The organism is Pseudosulfitobacter pseudonitzschiae, assembly GCF_002222635.1.
GTDB classification, from domain to species: Bacteria; Pseudomonadota; Alphaproteobacteria; order Rhodobacterales; family Rhodobacteraceae; genus Pseudosulfitobacter; species Pseudosulfitobacter pseudonitzschiae_A.
On the sequence record NZ_CP022419.1, the window covers coordinates 122,963 to 140,085 of the forward strand.

The 17,123-nt window shown below is 56.7% G+C and carries 14 protein-coding genes and 1 pseudogene; 8 read left to right on the forward strand and 7 right to left on the reverse strand.

Annotated elements, in window-relative coordinates; genetic code table 11:
* Positions 1-3 precede the first annotated feature (3 nt).
* From SULPSESMR1_RS22825 to SULPSESMR1_RS22840, 4 genes are read right to left on the reverse strand one after another with little or no spacing between them, the layout of a single operon-like run.
* Positions 4-1,170 carry an acyl-CoA dehydrogenase family protein gene (locus SULPSESMR1_RS22825; protein WP_089423365.1) on the reverse strand — a complete coding sequence of 389 codons (1,167 nt, stop codon included), beginning with the start codon at positions 1,168-1,170 and terminating at the stop codon, positions 4-6.
* Complete coding sequence (locus SULPSESMR1_RS22830) at positions 1,167-2,390, reverse strand: CaiB/BaiF CoA transferase family protein (RefSeq protein ID WP_240311215.1); 1,224 nt, start codon at positions 2,388-2,390, stop codon at positions 1,167-1,169. The genes SULPSESMR1_RS22825 and SULPSESMR1_RS22830 overlap by 4 nt, the downstream gene beginning before the upstream one ends.
* A gap of 38 nt (positions 2,391-2,428) precedes the next feature.
* The gene (locus tag SULPSESMR1_RS22835) at positions 2,429-3,259 is read right to left on the reverse strand and encodes an SDR family NAD(P)-dependent oxidoreductase (RefSeq protein WP_089423367.1); all 831 of its coding nucleotides are present in this window, start codon (positions 3,257-3,259) and stop codon (positions 2,429-2,431) included.
* A gap of 43 nt (positions 3,260-3,302) precedes the next feature.
* Positions 3,303-4,487: a lipid-transfer protein gene (locus tag SULPSESMR1_RS22840; RefSeq protein ID WP_089423368.1), complete on the reverse strand. Its 1,185-nt coding sequence runs from the start codon at positions 4,485-4,487 to the stop codon at positions 3,303-3,305.
* Positions 4,488-4,593: 106 nt separating this feature from the next.
* Between SULPSESMR1_RS22840 and SULPSESMR1_RS22845 the strand changes: the two genes are divergently transcribed.
* The 8 genes and pseudogenes from SULPSESMR1_RS22845 to SULPSESMR1_RS25645 form a co-directional block, all read left to right on the forward strand.
* Positions 4,594-6,201, forward strand: coding sequence for a class I adenylate-forming enzyme family protein (locus SULPSESMR1_RS22845; RefSeq protein WP_089423369.1), 1,608 nt, complete (start codon positions 4,594-4,596; stop codon positions 6,199-6,201).
* A 142-nt stretch (positions 6,202-6,343) separates the two neighbouring features.
* A complete protein-coding gene (locus SULPSESMR1_RS22850) occupies positions 6,344-7,558 on the forward strand; it encodes an acyl-CoA dehydrogenase family protein (protein WP_089423370.1) in 1,215 nt (404 codons plus the stop codon).
* A gap of 10 nt (positions 7,559-7,568) precedes the next feature.
* Positions 7,569-8,762 (forward strand): acyl-CoA dehydrogenase family protein, encoded by a 1,194-nt coding sequence (locus tag SULPSESMR1_RS22855; RefSeq protein ID WP_089423371.1) that lies wholly within the window; start codon positions 7,569-7,571, stop codon positions 8,760-8,762.
* 12 nt (positions 8,763-8,774) lie between these two features.
* Positions 8,775-9,626: an SDR family NAD(P)-dependent oxidoreductase gene (locus tag SULPSESMR1_RS22860; protein WP_089423372.1), complete on the forward strand. Its 852-nt coding sequence runs from the start codon at positions 8,775-8,777 to the stop codon at positions 9,624-9,626.
* Positions 9,627-9,657: 31 nt separating this feature from the next.
* Positions 9,658-10,461, forward strand: a complete 804-nt coding sequence (locus SULPSESMR1_RS22865) for an enoyl-CoA hydratase-related protein (protein ID WP_089423373.1) — start codon at positions 9,658-9,660, stop codon at positions 10,459-10,461.
* 44 nt (positions 10,462-10,505) lie between these two features.
* On the forward strand, positions 10,506-10,961 hold the full coding sequence (locus SULPSESMR1_RS22870) for a PaaI family thioesterase (RefSeq protein ID WP_240311214.1): 456 nt from the start codon (positions 10,506-10,508) through the stop codon (positions 10,959-10,961).
* On the forward strand, positions 10,958-11,359 hold the full coding sequence (locus SULPSESMR1_RS22875) for a PaaI family thioesterase (protein ID WP_089423375.1): 402 nt from the start codon (positions 10,958-10,960) through the stop codon (positions 11,357-11,359). Before SULPSESMR1_RS22870 ends, SULPSESMR1_RS22875 begins: the two co-directional genes overlap by 4 nt.
* A 95-nt stretch (positions 11,360-11,454) precedes the next feature.
* A pseudogene (locus tag SULPSESMR1_RS25645) lies at positions 11,455-11,643 on the forward strand (IS5/IS1182 family transposase); the annotation flags it as partial.
* Between the two features lie 267 nt (positions 11,644-11,910).
* Here SULPSESMR1_RS25645 and SULPSESMR1_RS22880 read toward each other — a convergent pair.
* The 3 genes from SULPSESMR1_RS22880 to SULPSESMR1_RS22890 all read right to left on the reverse strand — a co-directional run bounded on the left by SULPSESMR1_RS22880 (position 11,911) and on the right by SULPSESMR1_RS22890 (position 16,998).
* Positions 11,911-13,092: an acetyl-CoA C-acyltransferase family protein gene (locus SULPSESMR1_RS22880; protein ID WP_089423376.1), complete on the reverse strand. Its 1,182-nt coding sequence runs from the start codon at positions 13,090-13,092 to the stop codon at positions 11,911-11,913.
* Between the two features lie 87 nt (positions 13,093-13,179).
* Positions 13,180-14,352 carry an NAD(P)/FAD-dependent oxidoreductase gene (locus SULPSESMR1_RS22885; RefSeq protein ID WP_089423377.1) on the reverse strand — a complete coding sequence of 391 codons (1,173 nt, stop codon included), beginning with the start codon at positions 14,350-14,352 and terminating at the stop codon, positions 13,180-13,182.
* 21 nt (positions 14,353-14,373) lie between these two features.
* Positions 14,374-16,998, reverse strand: coding sequence for a helix-turn-helix transcriptional regulator (locus tag SULPSESMR1_RS22890; protein ID WP_089423378.1), 2,625 nt, complete (start codon positions 16,996-16,998; stop codon positions 14,374-14,376).
* Positions 16,999-17,123 lie beyond the last annotated feature (125 nt).

A 17,123-nucleotide genomic window follows, 5' to 3' on the forward strand; every position in this document is an offset into this window, starting at 1 on the left:
CTTTCAGTAGGATTTTGGCAGCCCAAGCGCCTTTTCGGCAATGAACGACATCAGCATATGCGGCGTCACCGGTACGATGTGGAACAACAACGCCTCGCGGACCAGCCGCTCAACATGATATTCCTTGGCGTATCCAAAACCGCCAAACGTCATCTGCGCAGTCTGCGTCGCCTCCACTGCGGCTTCCGCTGCCAGCAGCTTTGCAGCATTCGCCTCGACACCACATGGCTCGCCCGCATCATACAGAGCCGCGGCATGCATCACCATCAGATTAGCGGATTCGACCCTGGCCCAGGCTTTGGCAAGCGGATGCTGGATGCCCTGATTCTGCCCGATCGGACGGCCGAAGACATAGCGTTCCTTTGCATATTCCGACGCCCGTTTGATCGCGTTTCGCGCAATGCCGACGCATTCCGCCGCCACCAGTATGCGTTCGGGATTCAGACCGTGTAGGATCTGGCGGAACCCTTGGCCTTCTTTGCCGATCATATCCTCGGCTGGAACAGGCAGCCCGTCGATGAACACCTCATTGGAATCTACCGCTTTGCGGCCCATTTTTTCGATCTCGCGCACGTCCACAAAGGTCCGGTCCAGCGTCGTGTAAAACAGGGTCAACCCCTCGGTGGGCTTTGTCACCTCTTCCAGCGGCGTGGTGCGGGCCAACAACAGCATCTTGTGAGCCACCTGCGCGGTTGAAATCCAGACCTTCTGGCCATGCACCACATAACGGTCGCCCTGTCGGATTGCCCGTGTCTTGAGCTTTGTTGTATCCAGCCCCGTCGTCGGTTCGGTTACCGCAAAACAGGCCTTTTCGCGCCCCTTCAGAAGCGGCACCAGCATCCGCTGTTTTTGCTCCGGGGTGCCGAATTTTACCACTGGATTGAGCCCGAAAATGTTCATGTGGATGGCCGACGCACCGCTGGCACCACCGCCCGATTCCGCGATGGCCTGCATCATGATTGCCGCCTCGGTTATGCCCAGTCCGGCACCGCCGACCTCTTCCGGCATTGCGATACCCAGCCAGCCGCCATCCGCCAAAGCCTTGTGTAAGTCGTGGGGGAAGCCCCCATTGCGGTCTTTTTCCAGCCAGTATTCATCATCGAAATCGGCACAGATACGCAAAACGGTGTCGCGGATTTCCTGCTGCGCCTCAGTATACCGATAAGTCATTCTTTTTCCTCGGATTCTTGCGGCATGCCCACCACCCCTGACGAGGCCAGCGCCGCGATTTCTTGTTCGTTCAAACCCAGATCGCGCAACACTGCGTGGCTGTCGGCGGCCTCGGCCCGGCCAAGCCAGCGTACGCTTCCCGGCGTGTCTGACAGGTGCGGCACCGCGCCGACCACCCGTGTCTGTTCTCCCGCTACATCCACGATGTCGCCGCGATGGGCGATCTGCGGATGGTTCACAATATCCTCGACGCTCAAAACCCTCGCAGCAACCGCGTCGTTTTTTGTAAACTCGGCCTGCACAGTGTCAAAATCACGCGCCCCAATGAACTTCTGAAGCGCGTCAAAAACCTCGGCCATATTGGCGCTGATCCCGGCCATTGTGGCAAAGCGCGGATCGTCGGCAAATGCATCCCCGGCCGCCGTGCGCAACAGACGCCGAGCGGTTTCTGCCCCGCCTGCGGATACCGTGACCCAGACACCGTCGCTGGTGCGGAACATACCGCCGGGGGCAAAGTCCATCGGTTGGCGAAGACCGTTGCGCAGCGGCGACACGGCCGCGCCTGTCAGCGCCGGCACGTGATAGTCGATCAGCCGCAACAGCCCCTCGAACACCGCGAGGTCGATGACCTGCCCTTTTGCGGTTCCATTGCCACGCGCGTGCAGCGCCAGCATGACACCCAGTGCGCCCATCAGCCCGGTGGTCGAATCCGCCGCCGGAAACCCTGGATGCATCGGCGGCCCGTTGGGGTATCCCGTCAGATGTGCCAATCCGCTCATGGCTTCGGCTGCGCGACCAAAGGCCGGCGTCTTTTTCATCGGGCCTTCCTGCCCATAGCCCGAAATACGCAGGATGATCAGATCCGGGTTCCATCTGTGCAACACGTCGGGTCCGATATCAGCGCGTTCCAGCACGCCGGGCCGGAAATTCTCAACTAAAACATCACTGACTTCGACCATGCGGCGCAGAATTGCGCGTCCTTCAGGGGTCTTCCAGTTAAGCGCCAAAATGCGTTTGTTGCGCGCCAGTGTTTTCCACCACACACCCAGCCCGTCATCCTGCGCCTTGGGGCCGAGATCGCGCATCATGTCACCGCCGCGCGGGTTTTCAACCTTGATCACCTCGGCACCGAAATCGGCCAACAAAGTCGCCGCCAGCGGTCCGGCGATCACATGACCAAGTTCGATGATACTAATGTTTTTCAACGGTCCTTGTGACACGCACACACTCTCCTTGGTCATTCAACAGCGGCGGCTATTTAGATTACAAAACCCCCGCCGCAGATCACATATTGCCCGGAAATGAAGTTCGATTCCGGCGCACAAAACAGATAGACAGCCCCTGCGGCTTCCTCGGGTGTGCCGACACGGCCCAGTGGAATAGACGTTTCCATCTGGCTTAACAGATCGGGGCTGACACCGACGCGGATGTCCTTGCCTTCAACCTTGATCGTGCTGTCCCCCTTGGCGCTGCCTTCGGTCAGGCGCGTGCGGATCGGGCCAAAGGCCACGGCATTGACGTTGACCTTGTATCGGCCCCACTCTTTTGCCATCGTTCTGGTCAGTCCGATGATGCCGGCCTTGGCAGCAGAATAGTTGATCTGCCCCGCATTGCCGCCGGTTCCGGCGATGGACGAAATATTCACAACCTTGCGAAACACTTCCTGCCCCGCTTCAGCTTCGGCGCGGGCCTTGTCGCGGAACACTGGCGCGGCGGCTCTAAGAATCTGAAAGGGTGCTGTCAGATGAACATCTATGATGGCATGCCATTGCTCATCCGTCATTTTCTGGACTACGCTGTCCCAAGTATAGCCCGCGTTGTTAACGATTATGTCCAGCCCGCCGAAGGCATTAACGCCGGTATCAACGAACCGTTGGGCAAAGCCATCTTCGGTCACCGACCCGGCGCAGATCGCGGCCTCACCGCCCATGTCACGGATCATTTCAGCGGTTTGCGCCGCCGGATCCGCATCCAGATCGTTGACCACGATCCGCGCACCTTCGGAGGCCAATTTCAAAGCGATCTCGCGGCCAATGCCGCGTCCAGATCCGGATACCAGCGCGACGCGCCCGTCAAGCCTAGCTGTCATGTCTGTCCTCCCCAACCACAGCGTCCGTGCAAATGCGCCGCCCTCATACCGCCTCGTACAGCGTCACAACACAAGCGCCCCCTAGGCCCAGATTATGTTGAAGCGCCAGCCGCGCCCCCGAAACCTGCCGGGCATCGGCCGTGCCGCGCAATTGCTGCACCAGCTCGGTGCATTGCGCGAGACCCGTGGCCCCCAACGGGTGCCCTTTAGACAAAAGTCCGCCCGACGGATTGGTTACATATTTGCCGCCATAGGTATTGTCGCCATCATCAACGAACTTTCCGGCCTCGCCACGACCGCAAAGGCCAAGCGCCTCGTAGGTGATCAACTCATTATGGGCAAAACAGTCGTGCAGCTCGACGACGTTGATGTCATCGGGGCCGATGCCTGCGGCCTCATAGACCTGATTGGCGGCCTTTTTAGCCATGCTGGCGCCAACAACCTCGCGCATATCGTGGGCATTGAAGGTTTCCGGCCCGTCGGTGGTCATCGCCTGTGCCGCAATCCGGACAGAGGAATCCAGCCCGTGTTTGTCGGCAAACGCCTTTGAACAGATAATTGCCGCCGCCGCGCCGCAGGTCGGCGGGCAAGCCATCAACCGAGTCATGACACCGGGCCAAACCACTTTGGCGGCCAGAACCTCTTCGGCGGTTACCTCAGTGCGAAACAGGGCGACCGGGTTTTTTGAGGCGTGCCGACTAGACTTGGCGCGGATCTTGGCGAATGTTTCCAGGGTGGTGCCAAACTCGTCCATATGCGCCTTGCCGGCACCGCCGAAATACCGCAGCGCCAGCGGGATCTCAGGACTGCCAACCAGATCGTCGGTTTCGTCGTCAAACGATTGGAATGGGCTTACCCGATCCTCGAACACCGACCCGATCGCGCCAGGCTTCATCTGCTCAAATCCTAAGGCCAGGACGCACTCGACCGCCCCACTTTCAACGGCCTGACGCGCCAGAAAAAGCGCTGATGACCCTGTGGAGCAGTTGTTGTTGACGTTCAGAATGGGAATGCCGGTCATGCCCACTTGATACAAGGCCCGCTGACCACAGGTGCTGTCACCATAAACATAGCCGACATAGGCCTGCTGGATCAGGTCGTAGGACAATCCGGCATCCTGCAGCGCGCTGCGGGTGGCCTTTGCCGCCATCACGTCATAGCTTTCCGACGCGCCGGGTTTCTGAAAGGGGACCATTCCGACCCCGGTTACATAAGCCTTGGTGGACATTGAAGCCTCCCCTGATCAAAATCAGTTTCTCGTACGTATAGGACGGAAACGGTATTGGAATTTATCTAACACATGTTAGAATAATTGCAATAGGTGGAGAAAAGCTATGTGCAAGGACCCTCTGAACCGGTTGAGCAGCGGCACCGTAGCGTCATCCCTCGGGCATGCACCTCAAAGCGCATCACGGACGGATGTTTACCAGCTTTTCCGCAATCGTGGGTCAGCTTTACCAGATGCCATCGCAATCGAGGACTCTGACGAACGGACGACTTATGCCGCTTTGCTTTGTCGTGTCGACCAGCTGGCCGGGCACTTAGCGGGACTCGGCCTGAACACCGGAGAGCGAATCGCAGTATTGTCACGCAACCGACGCGAATATGTCGAGGTCCAACTGGCCGCCGCCGCCACGGGCTTGATCGTCGCTTGCCTGAACTGGCGGCTTCTGGCCGCGGAATTGCGCCATTGCGTAACTCTGGTTTCCCCGCGCCTGATTATTACCGAACTCGATCTGCAAGAATTGCTCGACCAGACCCCGAATATCCCGACACTGACCTTGGGCCGCGAATACGAGGACGCCCTGACGCAGGCCCCCCATTTCACCCCGGTCCCACAAGACCCCGAAAACGGGCTGGTCATTCTGTATACCAGCGGCACCACTGGCCTGCCCAAGGGGGCAGTCCTAAGCCATCGAGCGATGATTGCCCGCGCGTCAGTCTTTGCCGCCGAACTAGGCCTTGCCCCAACGGACGCATTTGTCGCTTGGGCGCCAATGTTTCATATGGCCTCGACCGATCACGCTCTGTCCACGCTTTTGCGCGGTGGCACCGTATTTATGATCGACGGCTATGATCCGGATGCTATATGCAGGTCCATTGAAACGCATCGCATTGGCTGGCTGGTTCTGATCCCCGGCATGATCGAATCATTCATCGCCCATTTTAAAGAAAAAGGAATTACACCCATAGGTATTCGAGTCTGCGGTGCCATGGCAGATCTAGTTCCGCCGCATCAGATCTCCGAGATTACCACGTTATTGAATGCGCCTTATCTGAACAGTTTTGGCTCTACCGAAACCGGGTTGCCACCCGCCACGCGCTCTACAATCCCGATTGGCGTAACGCCTCAAACCCTGTCCAAGCAAATTAGCGCATTTTGTGAAATACGTCTGGTGGACGAAACCGACCAGGACGTGCCTGTCGGCACCCCCGGAGAGCTGTTGATGCGCGGGCCGACGTTGTTTTCCGGCTATTGGAATGCCGACGCCACCAATACCGAGGCGTTTCGCGATGGTTGGTTCCACTTGGGCGACGTGTTCCGACGCAATGCAGACGGAACACTGGGTTTCGCTGACCGGGCGAAATATCTCATCAAGACCGGCGGCGAGAACGTCTACCCCGCCGAGATCGAACGCGTGCTGATGGCCGATCCCAACGTCACCGACGCAGCCGTAGTCCGGGTGCCTGACGATCGCTGGGGCGAAGCGCCGGTGGCTTTTGTCTCACGCTCTGGCGACACTGCAACCCAGGACACGCTAATGGCCGCCTGCCGCGCCTCGCTCGCGACCTACAAGTTACCCCGCGAAATTCACTTTATTGCCTTTGAGGATTTTCCAAGGTCAACCAGCGGTAAAATCCAGCGGCACGTTCTGGAATCGTCATTACGCGCCGATCCAGGGGCAATCGAATTGCAAGAGCTAACCCGACCGGAAACGTAGATCGTTCATGAAAGCTTCAACATTGGCAAAGATACTCTGCCGACGTTGCGGCTTGGCGTAACGTCGGCCCTTGATCTTTTTTCTAACATATGTTTGATTTTCCTTGATGGCCAGACAACGGGTCCATTCCGGAAGGACGAAAATGAACGCTCACACTGGACCGTCGATTGAAGATATCGCCGCGATCAAAGCCAATTACGCCCTGAACGACGAACAGCGCGCCATCATCGACCATGTCGATCGTGTGGCGCGTGAAATCCTGCATCCGTTACAGGAAAAGATGGATGCCGAGGAATGGTGGCCAGAAGATTTATTTTCAAAAATGGGAGAGCTGGGCCTGCTGGGGATTACGGCACCGGTTGAACTCGGCGGCAGCGGCCAGGATGAGTTCACTCAGGCCCTGGTGTCGGAAATCTTGTCGAAATGGAACCCGGCCGTGGGTCTGTCACACGGGGCGCATGACAATCTGTGTCTGAACAACCTTCTGCGCAACGGGTCGCAAGGCCAGATCGAACAATACGTTCCCGGCCTGTGCAACGGCACACTGGTCGGAGCGCTTGGGCTGACAGAGCCGGGTGCCGGGTCGGACGCACTGGGGTCTATGGCGACGACTGCGGTGCGCGACGGCGACGACTATGTGCTGAACGGCACCAAAATCTATATCACCAATGGACCGATCGCAGATATCGTCCTCGTTTATGCCAAGACCGACAAATCCAAAGGTGCCAAGGGCATTTCCGCCTTTATTGTCGAAACGGCTACACCCGGCTTCACGGTGGCGCAGAAACTCGACAAAATGGGCTTTCGTGGCTCTCCCACTGGCGAGCTTGTTTTCCAGGATTGCCGCGTGCCCGCCGGTAATATGATCGGGGCGGAAAACACTGGCGTTTCAGTGGTAATGAGTGGGCTGGACCTAGAGCGCGCCATGGTTGCGTCAATGTGCGTGGGTATGGCCGAACGGGCATTGGAACTGGCACTGGAATACTCGCAGCTGCGTGAGCAGTTCGGCAAGCCAATTTCACAGTTCCAGATGATGCAGTCCAAACTGGCCGAAATTTATGTCGATGTCGAAAGCGCGCGCGCCATGAGCTATCGCGCGCTGGCCGCCTGTGTTGGCTTGCCAAGAGGCGCGGGCGGGCGCGGTGAAATTCACAAGCTGACTGCCGCTGCCTGCCTTTATGCCGCCGAAGCCTTCAACCGGTCTGTCACAGCAGCCTGCCACATCCATGGTGGGTCCGGCTATATGCAAGACACTGAGATCAACCGCCTGTACCGCGCCAACAAGCTGTTGGAGATCGGTGCCGGCACGAGCGAGGTGCGTAAGATCATCATCGCCGAAGAACTTTTGCGCGGATAGGAGCAAGAACATGACCACGCATCTGCGCGACAACGCACCCAGCCACTTTGTCACCACCGACCAACAGGCCCTTGCTGATCAGGCCTACCGATTTTTCCAGTCTGAATTCCACCACCTGAACGCAGAAATGGATGACACTGACGACCTGCCCGCATCGGTTTTCCCGAAGCTGGGGGAGATGGGGTATCTTGGCTTAAATGTTTCGCCCGAATACGGCGGTGCCGGGCTCGATTTTACATCGGCTTGTGTCATCACCGAAGAGCTGTCTCGTGCAAACGCCGCGATCGGCCTTAGCCAGGTCGCGCATGACAATCTGTGCGTCAACAACATTTATCGTAACGCCAATGATGAACTGCGGCGCAAATTCTTGCCGGGGCTATGTGAAGGCAAACTGATTGGTGCATTGGGGCTGACCGAACCGGGTGCCGGGTCGGACGCCCTAGGCTCGATGCGCACCACCGCCCGCAAGGATGGCGGCGACTACGTCCTGAACGGCACCAAAATCTATATCACCAACGGTCCGATCGCAGACATCGTTCTTGTTTACGCCAAAACCTCGCCAGAAAAAGGTGCCAAGGGGATTTCTGCGTTCATCGTTGAAGCGGGGACACCCGGCTTCAAAGTCGCTCAAAAGCTGAACAAAATGGGCTTTCGCGGCTCGCCTACCGGCGAGTTGGTTTTTGATGAGTGCCGTGTCCCCGTGGAAAATATGGTGGGCCTGCCCGATACAGGCGTTGCCATCACCATGAGCGGGCTTGATCTAGAGCGCGCAATCGTCTGTTTCAACGCAATGGGTATCGCCCGTCGCGCTCTGGAGATATCCATCGACTATGCCAAGACGCGGCAGCAATTTGGAAAGCCAATCGCCAGTTTCCAGATGGTTCAGGGGATGTTGGCCGACATGTACACAGAAATAGAGGTCGCCCGGACGCTGTCCTTTCGTACTGCGGCAATGTGCGAGGGTCTCGAAGAGGGCGCAGGTGGGCGCGGCGAGATTCACAAATTGACCGCCGCTGCGGTTTTTAAAGCCGCTGCGGCGACATCGTTTGTGCTGGACAGGGCGGTGCAAATTCACGGTGGCGCGGGCTATATGCGCGACACCGAGGTGAACCGGCTCTACCGCACTGGCCGCGTTCTCGAGGTCGGTGCAGGCACGCAGGAAGTGCGCAAGCTGATCATCTCTGGCGAACTTCTGAAAAACTGACGGGCTAGCAACATGATTTCACAGACACACCCACGTTATGCGCCCGACCTGATGGCCGGTCAGGTGGCGCTTGTCACCGGATCGGGCTCTGGCATGGGGCGGGCAACCGCGCTGGAAATGGCCGGTTGCGGGGCGCGATTGGCCCTGTTCGCACGCCGGTCGGAACCATTGGAAGAAACCGCCGAAATGATCCGCGCGCGTGGCGGCGACGCCTTTGTCGTGCCCGGCGACACCCGCGACGAGGACACCATCGAAGCCGCCATGCTGAAGATCAAGGACCACTACGGACAGCTGGACGTCCTGGTCAACAATGCGGGCGGCCAATATATCGCCGCAGCACGTGACATTACCAACAAAGGGTTCGAGGCGGTGATCCGCAACAACCTCATCGGTTCGTGGCAGATGACGCGTGCGGCGGCCGATCATTTCATGTTTGAACGCGGCGGGTCGGTGGTGTTCGTCACAGCGATTTCCGCACGCACGGCACTAACCGGATTTACCCACACCGTTGCGGCGCGTGCCGGTGTCACCGGCATGATGAAAACGCTGGCAGCCGAATGGGGCGAATATGGCATCCGGCTGAACTGTGTCGCTCCCGGCACAATCAAGACCGACGCCCTTGGCCGCTATCCGATTACGTCCGAGCAGTGGCAAATGCTGAACCGCTCGGTCCTGAACAGGATGGGCACAGCCGAAGATATATCGGGCATGATCATCTATCTTGCCTCCAGGTTGGGTGGCTTCATCACTGGCGAGGATGTTTACGTCGATGGCGGTGAAACGCTTCACCTGGGCCACGACGCCCGCGATATGATCAACCCTGAACTGTTTGAACAAAGAAAACGCGGCGACGGCAAAGAATAACTGCCCCACCCCACACTGAAAAGGAACGCAGATGACCGATCCGATCGTCCTGCTAGACATTAAAGACCGTATTGCAACGGTCACCCTGAACGACCCCGACCGGCGCAACCCGATCACCGGCAATAACATGATCGAGGCTATGCTGGACGTCTTTGATCAGGTGCAGCGCAACCCGGATGTCAGCGTGATGGTCCTGACCGGGGCGGGGTCCGCCTTTTGCGCCGGTGGCGACATTAAGGCCATGCACAACAAAACCGATCAATTTGGTCTACCGCCTCTTGACGTCGCGGAGAGCTATATCAATGGAATTCAGCGTATCCCGATCGCGCTTTATAATCTGGATGTTCCGACAATCGCTGCTGTGAACGGCGCGGCGGTCGGTGCCGGGTGTGACCTGACCATGATGTGCGACATGCGGATCGCCTCGGAGAAGGCAAAGTTCGGTGAAGTCTTCCTCAACCTGGGGATTATCCCCGGCGATGCGGGCAGTTGGTTTCTGATCCGTCGGCTGGGCTATCAGATGGCAGCCGAACTGACGTTTTCGGCGCGGATGATAGACGCGGCCGAAGCGCTGGACCTTGATATGGTGCTAGAGGTTGTGCCCCACAACGATCTGATGGCCAGGGCGCGCGCAAAAGCCGCCGTCATTGCCGCCAAGCCGCCGCGCACGGTGCGCACCGCCAAAAGGTTGTTGCGTAATGCCGAGCGCATGGATCTGCCTGATTTTCTGAACACCGCTGCCGCCTATCAGGCACTCATGCACCAAACCGGTGACCATCACGAAGCACTGTCGGCTTTCCTGGAAAAGCGTCAGCCGACATATTCGGGGAAATAGGGCATGCTGCAATGAGTGATACCAAAGATGCAGAACGGTTTGCGATGATCGCAAGCGTCTGGAATTCGAGGGCCAAGGGCCTGATCGCCGAGATGGACTTAAAGATCGAACGCGCCGACCGGCAAGGCGTTGAAATACGGATGCCATTCAACCCAGATTTCTGTTTGGATGAAGAAGGCACAATGTTGCACGGCGGTGTCCTGACGGCCCTGCTCGACAGCGCCTTTGGGCTAGCCAACTTTCTGGCGATCGACGACGTCCAGACAATGGCAACCCTCGATCTGCGTGTCGATTATCTGCGCCCGGCAAGTTCGCGTGCCGACGTCATTGTGTTTGCCGATTGCTACCGGCAGACCCGACACATCGCATTCGGAACCGGAAAAATTTGGTTTGACACCGCTGATTGCGAAGAGGTCGCCCGAGGATCGGCGACCTTTGCCCTGACACGCGGAAAGGGCAGTTTGTTGGATAAAATGAATACAGGAGGCCCAGGCGGATGAAGCTCAGCGACATACAGGCGCGATGTGATCGTGTGCCGTTCTTCCGTCACTTGGGTTTTTCAGTAACTGAAGCCAACGACACGCATTTTGTGGCACGTATGCCATTCGAACAGCGACACATAGGCAACCCCGTACTTGATACATATCATGGCGGGATAATTGCCAGTTTTATGGAAATAATTGCCTCATTGACCGTGTTGGACGATCTAGAATCACCCCCACCAAAACCGATCAATCTGACCGTTGACTATCTTCGACCCGGGCTGCCGGGAACGTTGAACACACGCGCCACGGTCTCGCGTAAAGGTCGGCGAATGGCAAGCGTCGAAACCATTGCCTGGCTGGAAGATGAGGGAAAGCCAGTCGCAAAGGGCCTATTCCACTTTCTGTTGGTCTGACCCCAACGGACCCTCAAAAGGGCACCTCCAAAAATTGCCCCGGCCTTGGCGCTCCGATATGATGGGACAGTGACCAGGCAGTGGGAGATGCATTGATGGCACAGACGGGACCTGCTGATCTTTCTGACTGTTATGCAAAGCGGCACGTGAATAAAGACCCGCTGGTCGAAATTGACGCGTTGGGGCCGTGGGAGGAGTTTCGCTCAACTCTAGACCGGGTCAGCCGCAAACCGGATGCGGATCACAAGTCACGCGCCGGGTGCCCGCCGATAGACGCAGTTCTGACGGTCGCAGGCTGTTCCCGCTGCCCCGTAGTCGCGAAAACAATCAAAACAGAGGAGCCAAAGATTTAGGCGCAATAAAACTACGAAAGGGTCCCGCCCAATACTCAAATAAGATCTTTCGCGCTCCACAGACAGAAGCATTTCAGGACCACCGAACCCTTTTACCCTACCATTTTCCTTCCGCCAGCACCGATGTGCGCACCAGCATTTATGTACTGGTGCCCAACAATTCATAACTCTTGCGATTTCAGGGCAGACTATAGGACTTCAATCCCCCAGTTTTTCTATTGCAATCGCGATCCCCTGACCGCCCCCAATACACATTGTGATCAGAGCCTTCGTTCCACCAAAACTGTCAAGGGCATTGAGGGCTTTCAGAGTCAGGATCGCTCCAGTGGCGCTAATCGGATGGCCAAGCGCGATTGCTCCGCCGTTCGGATTTACCTTTTCCGGATTCAAACCAAGCACTTTATTCACAGCCAGGGCCTGCGCAGCGAACGCCTCGTTTGATTCTATCACGTCGAAATCAGCGATGTTCAGCCCGGTGCGTGCGCATAGCGCCTGTACGGCCGGAATTGGGCCGATCCCCATAACTTCGGGGTCCACTCCGGCAATCGAGTAACCCAAAATGCGCGCCCGCGGCTGCAGACCAGCTTTTTTTGCTGCGTCAGCCCGTGCTAGAACCATCGCGGCAGCACCATCGTTAATCCCGCTGGCATTTCCTGCTGTCACGCTGCCGCCCTTGCGGAACACGGGCTTCAGCCCGGCCAGCGCCTCCGCAGTCGTCGCCTTAGGGTGTTCATCTGTGTCAAACACAGCAGTGCCTTTGCGGGTTTTCAATTCAACTGCCGTGATTTCTCGCTTAAAGCTACCATCACCAATCGCTCTTGCCGCGCGGGCTTGGCTGGTCAGCGCAAAGGCGTCTTGGTCAGCCCGTGTAATTTGCAGCTCAGTCGCCACGTTTTCGGCCGTAACACCCATATGCCCGGATCCAAAAGGGCACGTCAGCGCGCCTAACATCATGTCCACCGCGGTGATATCACCCATTTTCTGTCCCCACCGCGCCTGCGGAATGATATGGGGGGAGCGGCTCATACATTCAGCGCCGCCTGCAAGGGCGAAATCGGCGTCGCCCAACATCAACGACTGCGCGGCCGAAACAATCGCCTGAGCGCCGGATCCGCACAACCTGTTGACATTCATTGCGGGGGCGCTTGCCGGCACACCAGCCTGCATTGCGACCACGCGCGACAAGTACATATCCCGTGGCTCGGTATTAATGACGTGACCAAACACCACCTGGCCGATTTGATCAGCCTTTAAACCTGAACGTTCTAGCGCCGCTTTGGCTACAATTGTTCCCAGTTCGATTGGCGAGGTTCCTGCAAGGCTACCCCCGAAAGTACCAATGGCGGTGCGTGCGCCATCAAGAATTACAACGTCTGTCATGTATCTTCCATTTCTTCTGCTTTAGTTTCACCGTAGTTAGAGCATCTGATTGAATGCCGTCGTTCCGCCGACAATCACCACTGCAAGCTATTCGGCAGGGTGGATAAGTTTAGAAAGTTCACTTTGCCGTTTGGACAAGTTGATTGTTTCGGTCGCGACAAGCCGGTCCCCCGCAAAGGCATGCACTTCCGTCTCAACCCCGTTTTTCCCATTGAACGCAACCAGCTTGTCGTAACGCGTGAGCCCGCCCAACCCCTGAAGCTTCATCCCCAATAGATCGGACCAGAACCGTGGTGGCGCAGCGTCGGGAATGCGAACGCCACAGATGCTGCTTGCTGCGATCTGAGCCTGAACCATAGCATTGTGGATTGTCTCAATGCGTATCCGACCGCCATAATAGGAGTTTTCGGCTGCGGCACAGTCGCCGATTGCGTAGATGTCGGGATCCGAACTGCGCATGGCCTCATCGACTATGATTCCATTGTCGCAAAGCAACCCAGCGTGGACGGCCAAACCTTGGTTCGGCAAGGCTCCGATGCCGACGACGACCAGATCTGCCGCCACTGCTTCACCGCTTTCCAGAATGCAGGTCCGCGCCTGCCCGTCAACGCCATCTATCCGGGCCAATCTGGCGTTCAGAGCAAACCGGATGCCAGCGGCCTTAAGCTGCCTTGTGATAACATTGGTGGCCGAAGGTGTGGCGACCCGCGCCATCACACGTCCAGCGGATTCGATTACCGTGACCTGCTTGTCTAGTGCAACCGCAGCGGAGGCAACTTCCAGCCCGATCACGCCGCCGCCAAGGATAGCCACCGATTTTGCGCTACGTAGCGATTTGTGCAGGCGCGTGGCGTCAGACAAATTACGCAGATAGCAAACATTGCTCAGACCTGCACCGGGACAGCGCAGGCGCCGTGCGCTGGACCCGGTCGCAAGAATAAGTTCGTCATAGGGATAATGAACGCCCGCTTTTGTCAGGACGGCCTTGGCAGTCCGATCTATCGCTACCACTCCTTGACCCATTTCCAAGGTGATACCGTTCGTTGGAAAAAACGCCCCAGGCTTCAATAGCGTCGCTGCGGGCGGCTTATCTTTTGCAAGAAAAGCCTTCGACAGGGGCGGCCTTTGGTAGGGGGCAACGGATTCAGCCCCCAATATCACGACCTGCCCCTCAAAGCCCTGCTGACGCAGCGCTGATGCCGCATTCACACCAGCGGTTCCGGCCCCTACTATCACGATCTTATCCAAGTTATCCTGCATTTCAGTTCTTTCCGCGTTGGGTCATATCAGGTTACGCGCCTGTGCTTCGGTGACCGCCTGTACGCGACTGCGCACATTGAGATCGGCGAATATTTTTCTCATGTGCCATTTCACGGTGTCTTCACGCACTAAAAGCCGGTCGGCAATCTGCTTGTTGGACAGACCTTCGCGCACGTAGCGCAAAACTCTGATTTGTTTTGACGAAAGCGTCGTCCCCTCCCGCCTTGTGCTTTTTGGTAATAAGCTCCGAACTCCCACAAGCTGATCGCTTGTTTCAACTTTCTGTGCCGGAACAACAAATTCCAGATCGGTAAATGCAACATCGCTGGTGATCGTCAGCCCCGCCAACAGATCGCGGGTATCTCCAGCCGTCTGGAAACACCCCAGCAGCAAAACCATCTCATACGCCTCGGTCGCAACCTTTCGAGCGATCGGCACTGACTCTGATGCCGCATGTGCACCTGCGGCGCACATCAATGCGCGCACTTCCAAGCGCCCGGCGTCAATTGCGCGCGCAGTACGACCTGCTTCATTCGCATTCTTTACGGCCAGACTGTATTGACCATTTCGCAAGGCAGCTAAGGCCCGCAAAATCGACAATTGAGCGCGCAATGGCCGGGCATGGAGTCCAGAGAACACCGGATCACTTTCTTTCGGCATCGCCTTATCGAATCCCTGTATTCCCTCGGCTATATACAGTTCGGCAATCTCCATCTGGATGAGTGTCTCCAAACGATACAGTTTTTTCTCCTGGGCAAGTGCACGGACCCTCTCAAGCAAGGCCAGCGCACCGCGCAGATCGTTCGTTCTCCGCCGCCAAGCCGCAGCCACGCGGCAAACGCGGTAAAGAATATCTGTGACTCCATACTTACCTGCAAATTCCAGATAGCTTTCTACTAAATCATCAGAAAACTCCAACATTCCCAGCTCACATGATGCCTCGGCTTCAAAAGAGATAAGCATTTTGGCCGAGAACGGCGTGCGCTCCACCTGCACGTTCGGATCGATCCGCGCCGCCTCGATCAAGCGCTGTGCACCATACATATCGCCGCGATTTAAGGCCGCTTGGATTTCAGCGGCATGTAACCAACCGAATGCAAATCTCTGACGACCCGCAGTATTGGCTGGATTTGCGAGCACCAGAAACTTGCTCAATTCTGAAAACCGGCTTTGGCTGGACATGATAAAAGTCAAGCAAGTTAAGGCCGCTCCTTTCCCTACAACGTTTACGTTGCCAAATTCGGAAATCCAATTAGTACAAAGCGTTTCACTGAGCTGTAGATCATCGTGTGTCGCGTAGCCGATAGCTCGAACCAACTGCCGCCAACCCCAGTCAATTCGCGATGTTTCATTCATGCGAGTTTCGGGCATAGCGTTTAGCAGCTTTTCCGCTTCCGACGCCTCCTGACTGAAATAGAGTGTCCATGCATAGGCCAGCGTGATGGCGGGGTTGCTCTGCATAGCCCGTTTCGGGACTTGTATCAGCAAGGATCGTAGCGCTTCAATCTCACCCTGACGCAGAGCTAGATCAAGCATAATATCTTCGCTTAACCCAAGAGCCCAGCGATGATCCCCCGCACGCAACGCCAAATTGATCGCCTGCTGAAATTCACGGCGTCGCCAATGCCAAAAGGCCGCTCGTTTCAGGAAATAGGATCCCCGCTCTGGGGTACGGGCTAAAAAACGCTCCTGAAAGTAGTCTCGCAAGGCGGGATGAAGCAAAAAGATATCTGCGTGGATCTTGCTTCTAAGCAACAAGTTATGATCGAAGGCGATGTCACCCATCAGCGCAGCGGCATCATCTGTCTTGAAAACATAGTTGAAGCTTTCGCTCGAAATCGGAGCGATCGTGGCTGCTCTTTCAAGAAACCTGAGATGCTTTTCTGTCAGGGATGGCACAATCTCTTCCAGAAAGAAGCGCTTTGTCTCAGGCCATCTACTTGCCTTGTCATCCGGAAACTCTGTGCCGGTCATGATCTTGCAAAGTGCCGGCCAGCCCCTTGTCTCATGCATCATTTCGTCAGCAGAATATGACTTGCCCGTGTTCGAAAACGCCTCGACCTCTTTCTCGCTAAAAGAAAGGTCATCGAGCAATATCTCCAACACGCCGGTTTGAAGCGTGAGCTGAGCAAAACCACGCCGCGATACCGCAGCAAAAGCGAAGTGAAGGTTACGGGGCGATTCGGTTACGAACACCTCAAGGCGACTGACAAAGTCCCCACCTTGATCCAAATCATCGACACAAATCAGAACTGGCGACATAAGCAGCGAATCAATCTGCCACATCGCCGTGGCCAACTGCCGAAAATCTTTTGGCACCGCGGGGGCCCCAACTTGCGTAGGCGGATAAATTTGGCCGCAAATCGCCGCGACCAAATCCGCCTCGCTATCATAGCCCGCCGCCAAAGACACGTATGCAAAGCGGTTGCCATCATTGGCAAAGTGAAGGCAGTTTTGCGCTAATAATACTGATTTTCCATAGCCTTGTGGACCACGGTATATCAATGTGCGCAATTCAGACTGCGCCTCAAAGGTGAGATGCGCGCGCGCAATACAGTCCCCGGAAATGGCATTGACCCGCGCCAATACACGAGCGCGCCCTGCCTCTCTTGTTGAGGCCGAAATATCGGTGTTCTTGCTAAACATTTTCTCCCTGAGGCAAGGACATAAGCCTGTGCGCTCTCCATATTATTCACCCTAAATAGGAAAAGCAGAAAGCCAAACTACACTTTAGTGTAGTTGCGGTGGGCAAAACAACCAGCATTTTAGCG

Coding starts and splice junctions, on each gene's coding strand:
- SULPSESMR1_RS22825 (WP_089423365.1), bottom strand. CDS start 1,170: ATGACTTATCGGTATACTGAGGCGCAGCAGGAAATCCGCGACACCGTT.
- SULPSESMR1_RS22835 (WP_089423367.1), bottom strand. CDS start 3,259: ATGACAGCTAGGCTTGACGGGCGCGTCGCGCTGGTATCCGGATCTGGA.
- SULPSESMR1_RS22840 (WP_089423368.1), bottom strand. CDS start 4,487: ATGTCCACCAAGGCTTATGTAACCGGGGTCGGAATGGTCCCCTTTCAG.
- SULPSESMR1_RS22845 (WP_089423369.1), top strand. CDS start 4,594: ATGTGCAAGGACCCTCTGAACCGGTTGAGCAGCGGCACCGTAGCGTCA.
- SULPSESMR1_RS22850 (WP_089423370.1), top strand. CDS start 6,344: ATGAACGCTCACACTGGACCGTCGATTGAAGATATCGCCGCGATCAAA.
- SULPSESMR1_RS22855 (WP_089423371.1), top strand. CDS start 7,569: ATGACCACGCATCTGCGCGACAACGCACCCAGCCACTTTGTCACCACC.
- SULPSESMR1_RS22860 (WP_089423372.1), top strand. CDS start 8,775: ATGATTTCACAGACACACCCACGTTATGCGCCCGACCTGATGGCCGGT.
- SULPSESMR1_RS22865 (WP_089423373.1), top strand. CDS start 9,658: ATGACCGATCCGATCGTCCTGCTAGACATTAAAGACCGTATTGCAACG.
- SULPSESMR1_RS22870 (WP_240311214.1), top strand. CDS start 10,506: ATGATCGCAAGCGTCTGGAATTCGAGGGCCAAGGGCCTGATCGCCGAG.
- SULPSESMR1_RS22875 (WP_089423375.1), top strand. CDS start 10,958: ATGAAGCTCAGCGACATACAGGCGCGATGTGATCGTGTGCCGTTCTTC.
- SULPSESMR1_RS22880 (WP_089423376.1), bottom strand. CDS start 13,092: ATGACAGACGTTGTAATTCTTGATGGCGCACGCACCGCCATTGGTACT.
- SULPSESMR1_RS22885 (WP_089423377.1), bottom strand. CDS start 14,352: ATGCAGGATAACTTGGATAAGATCGTGATAGTAGGGGCCGGAACCGCT.
- SULPSESMR1_RS22890 (WP_089423378.1), bottom strand. CDS start 16,998: ATGTTTAGCAAGAACACCGATATTTCGGCCTCAACAAGAGAGGCAGGG.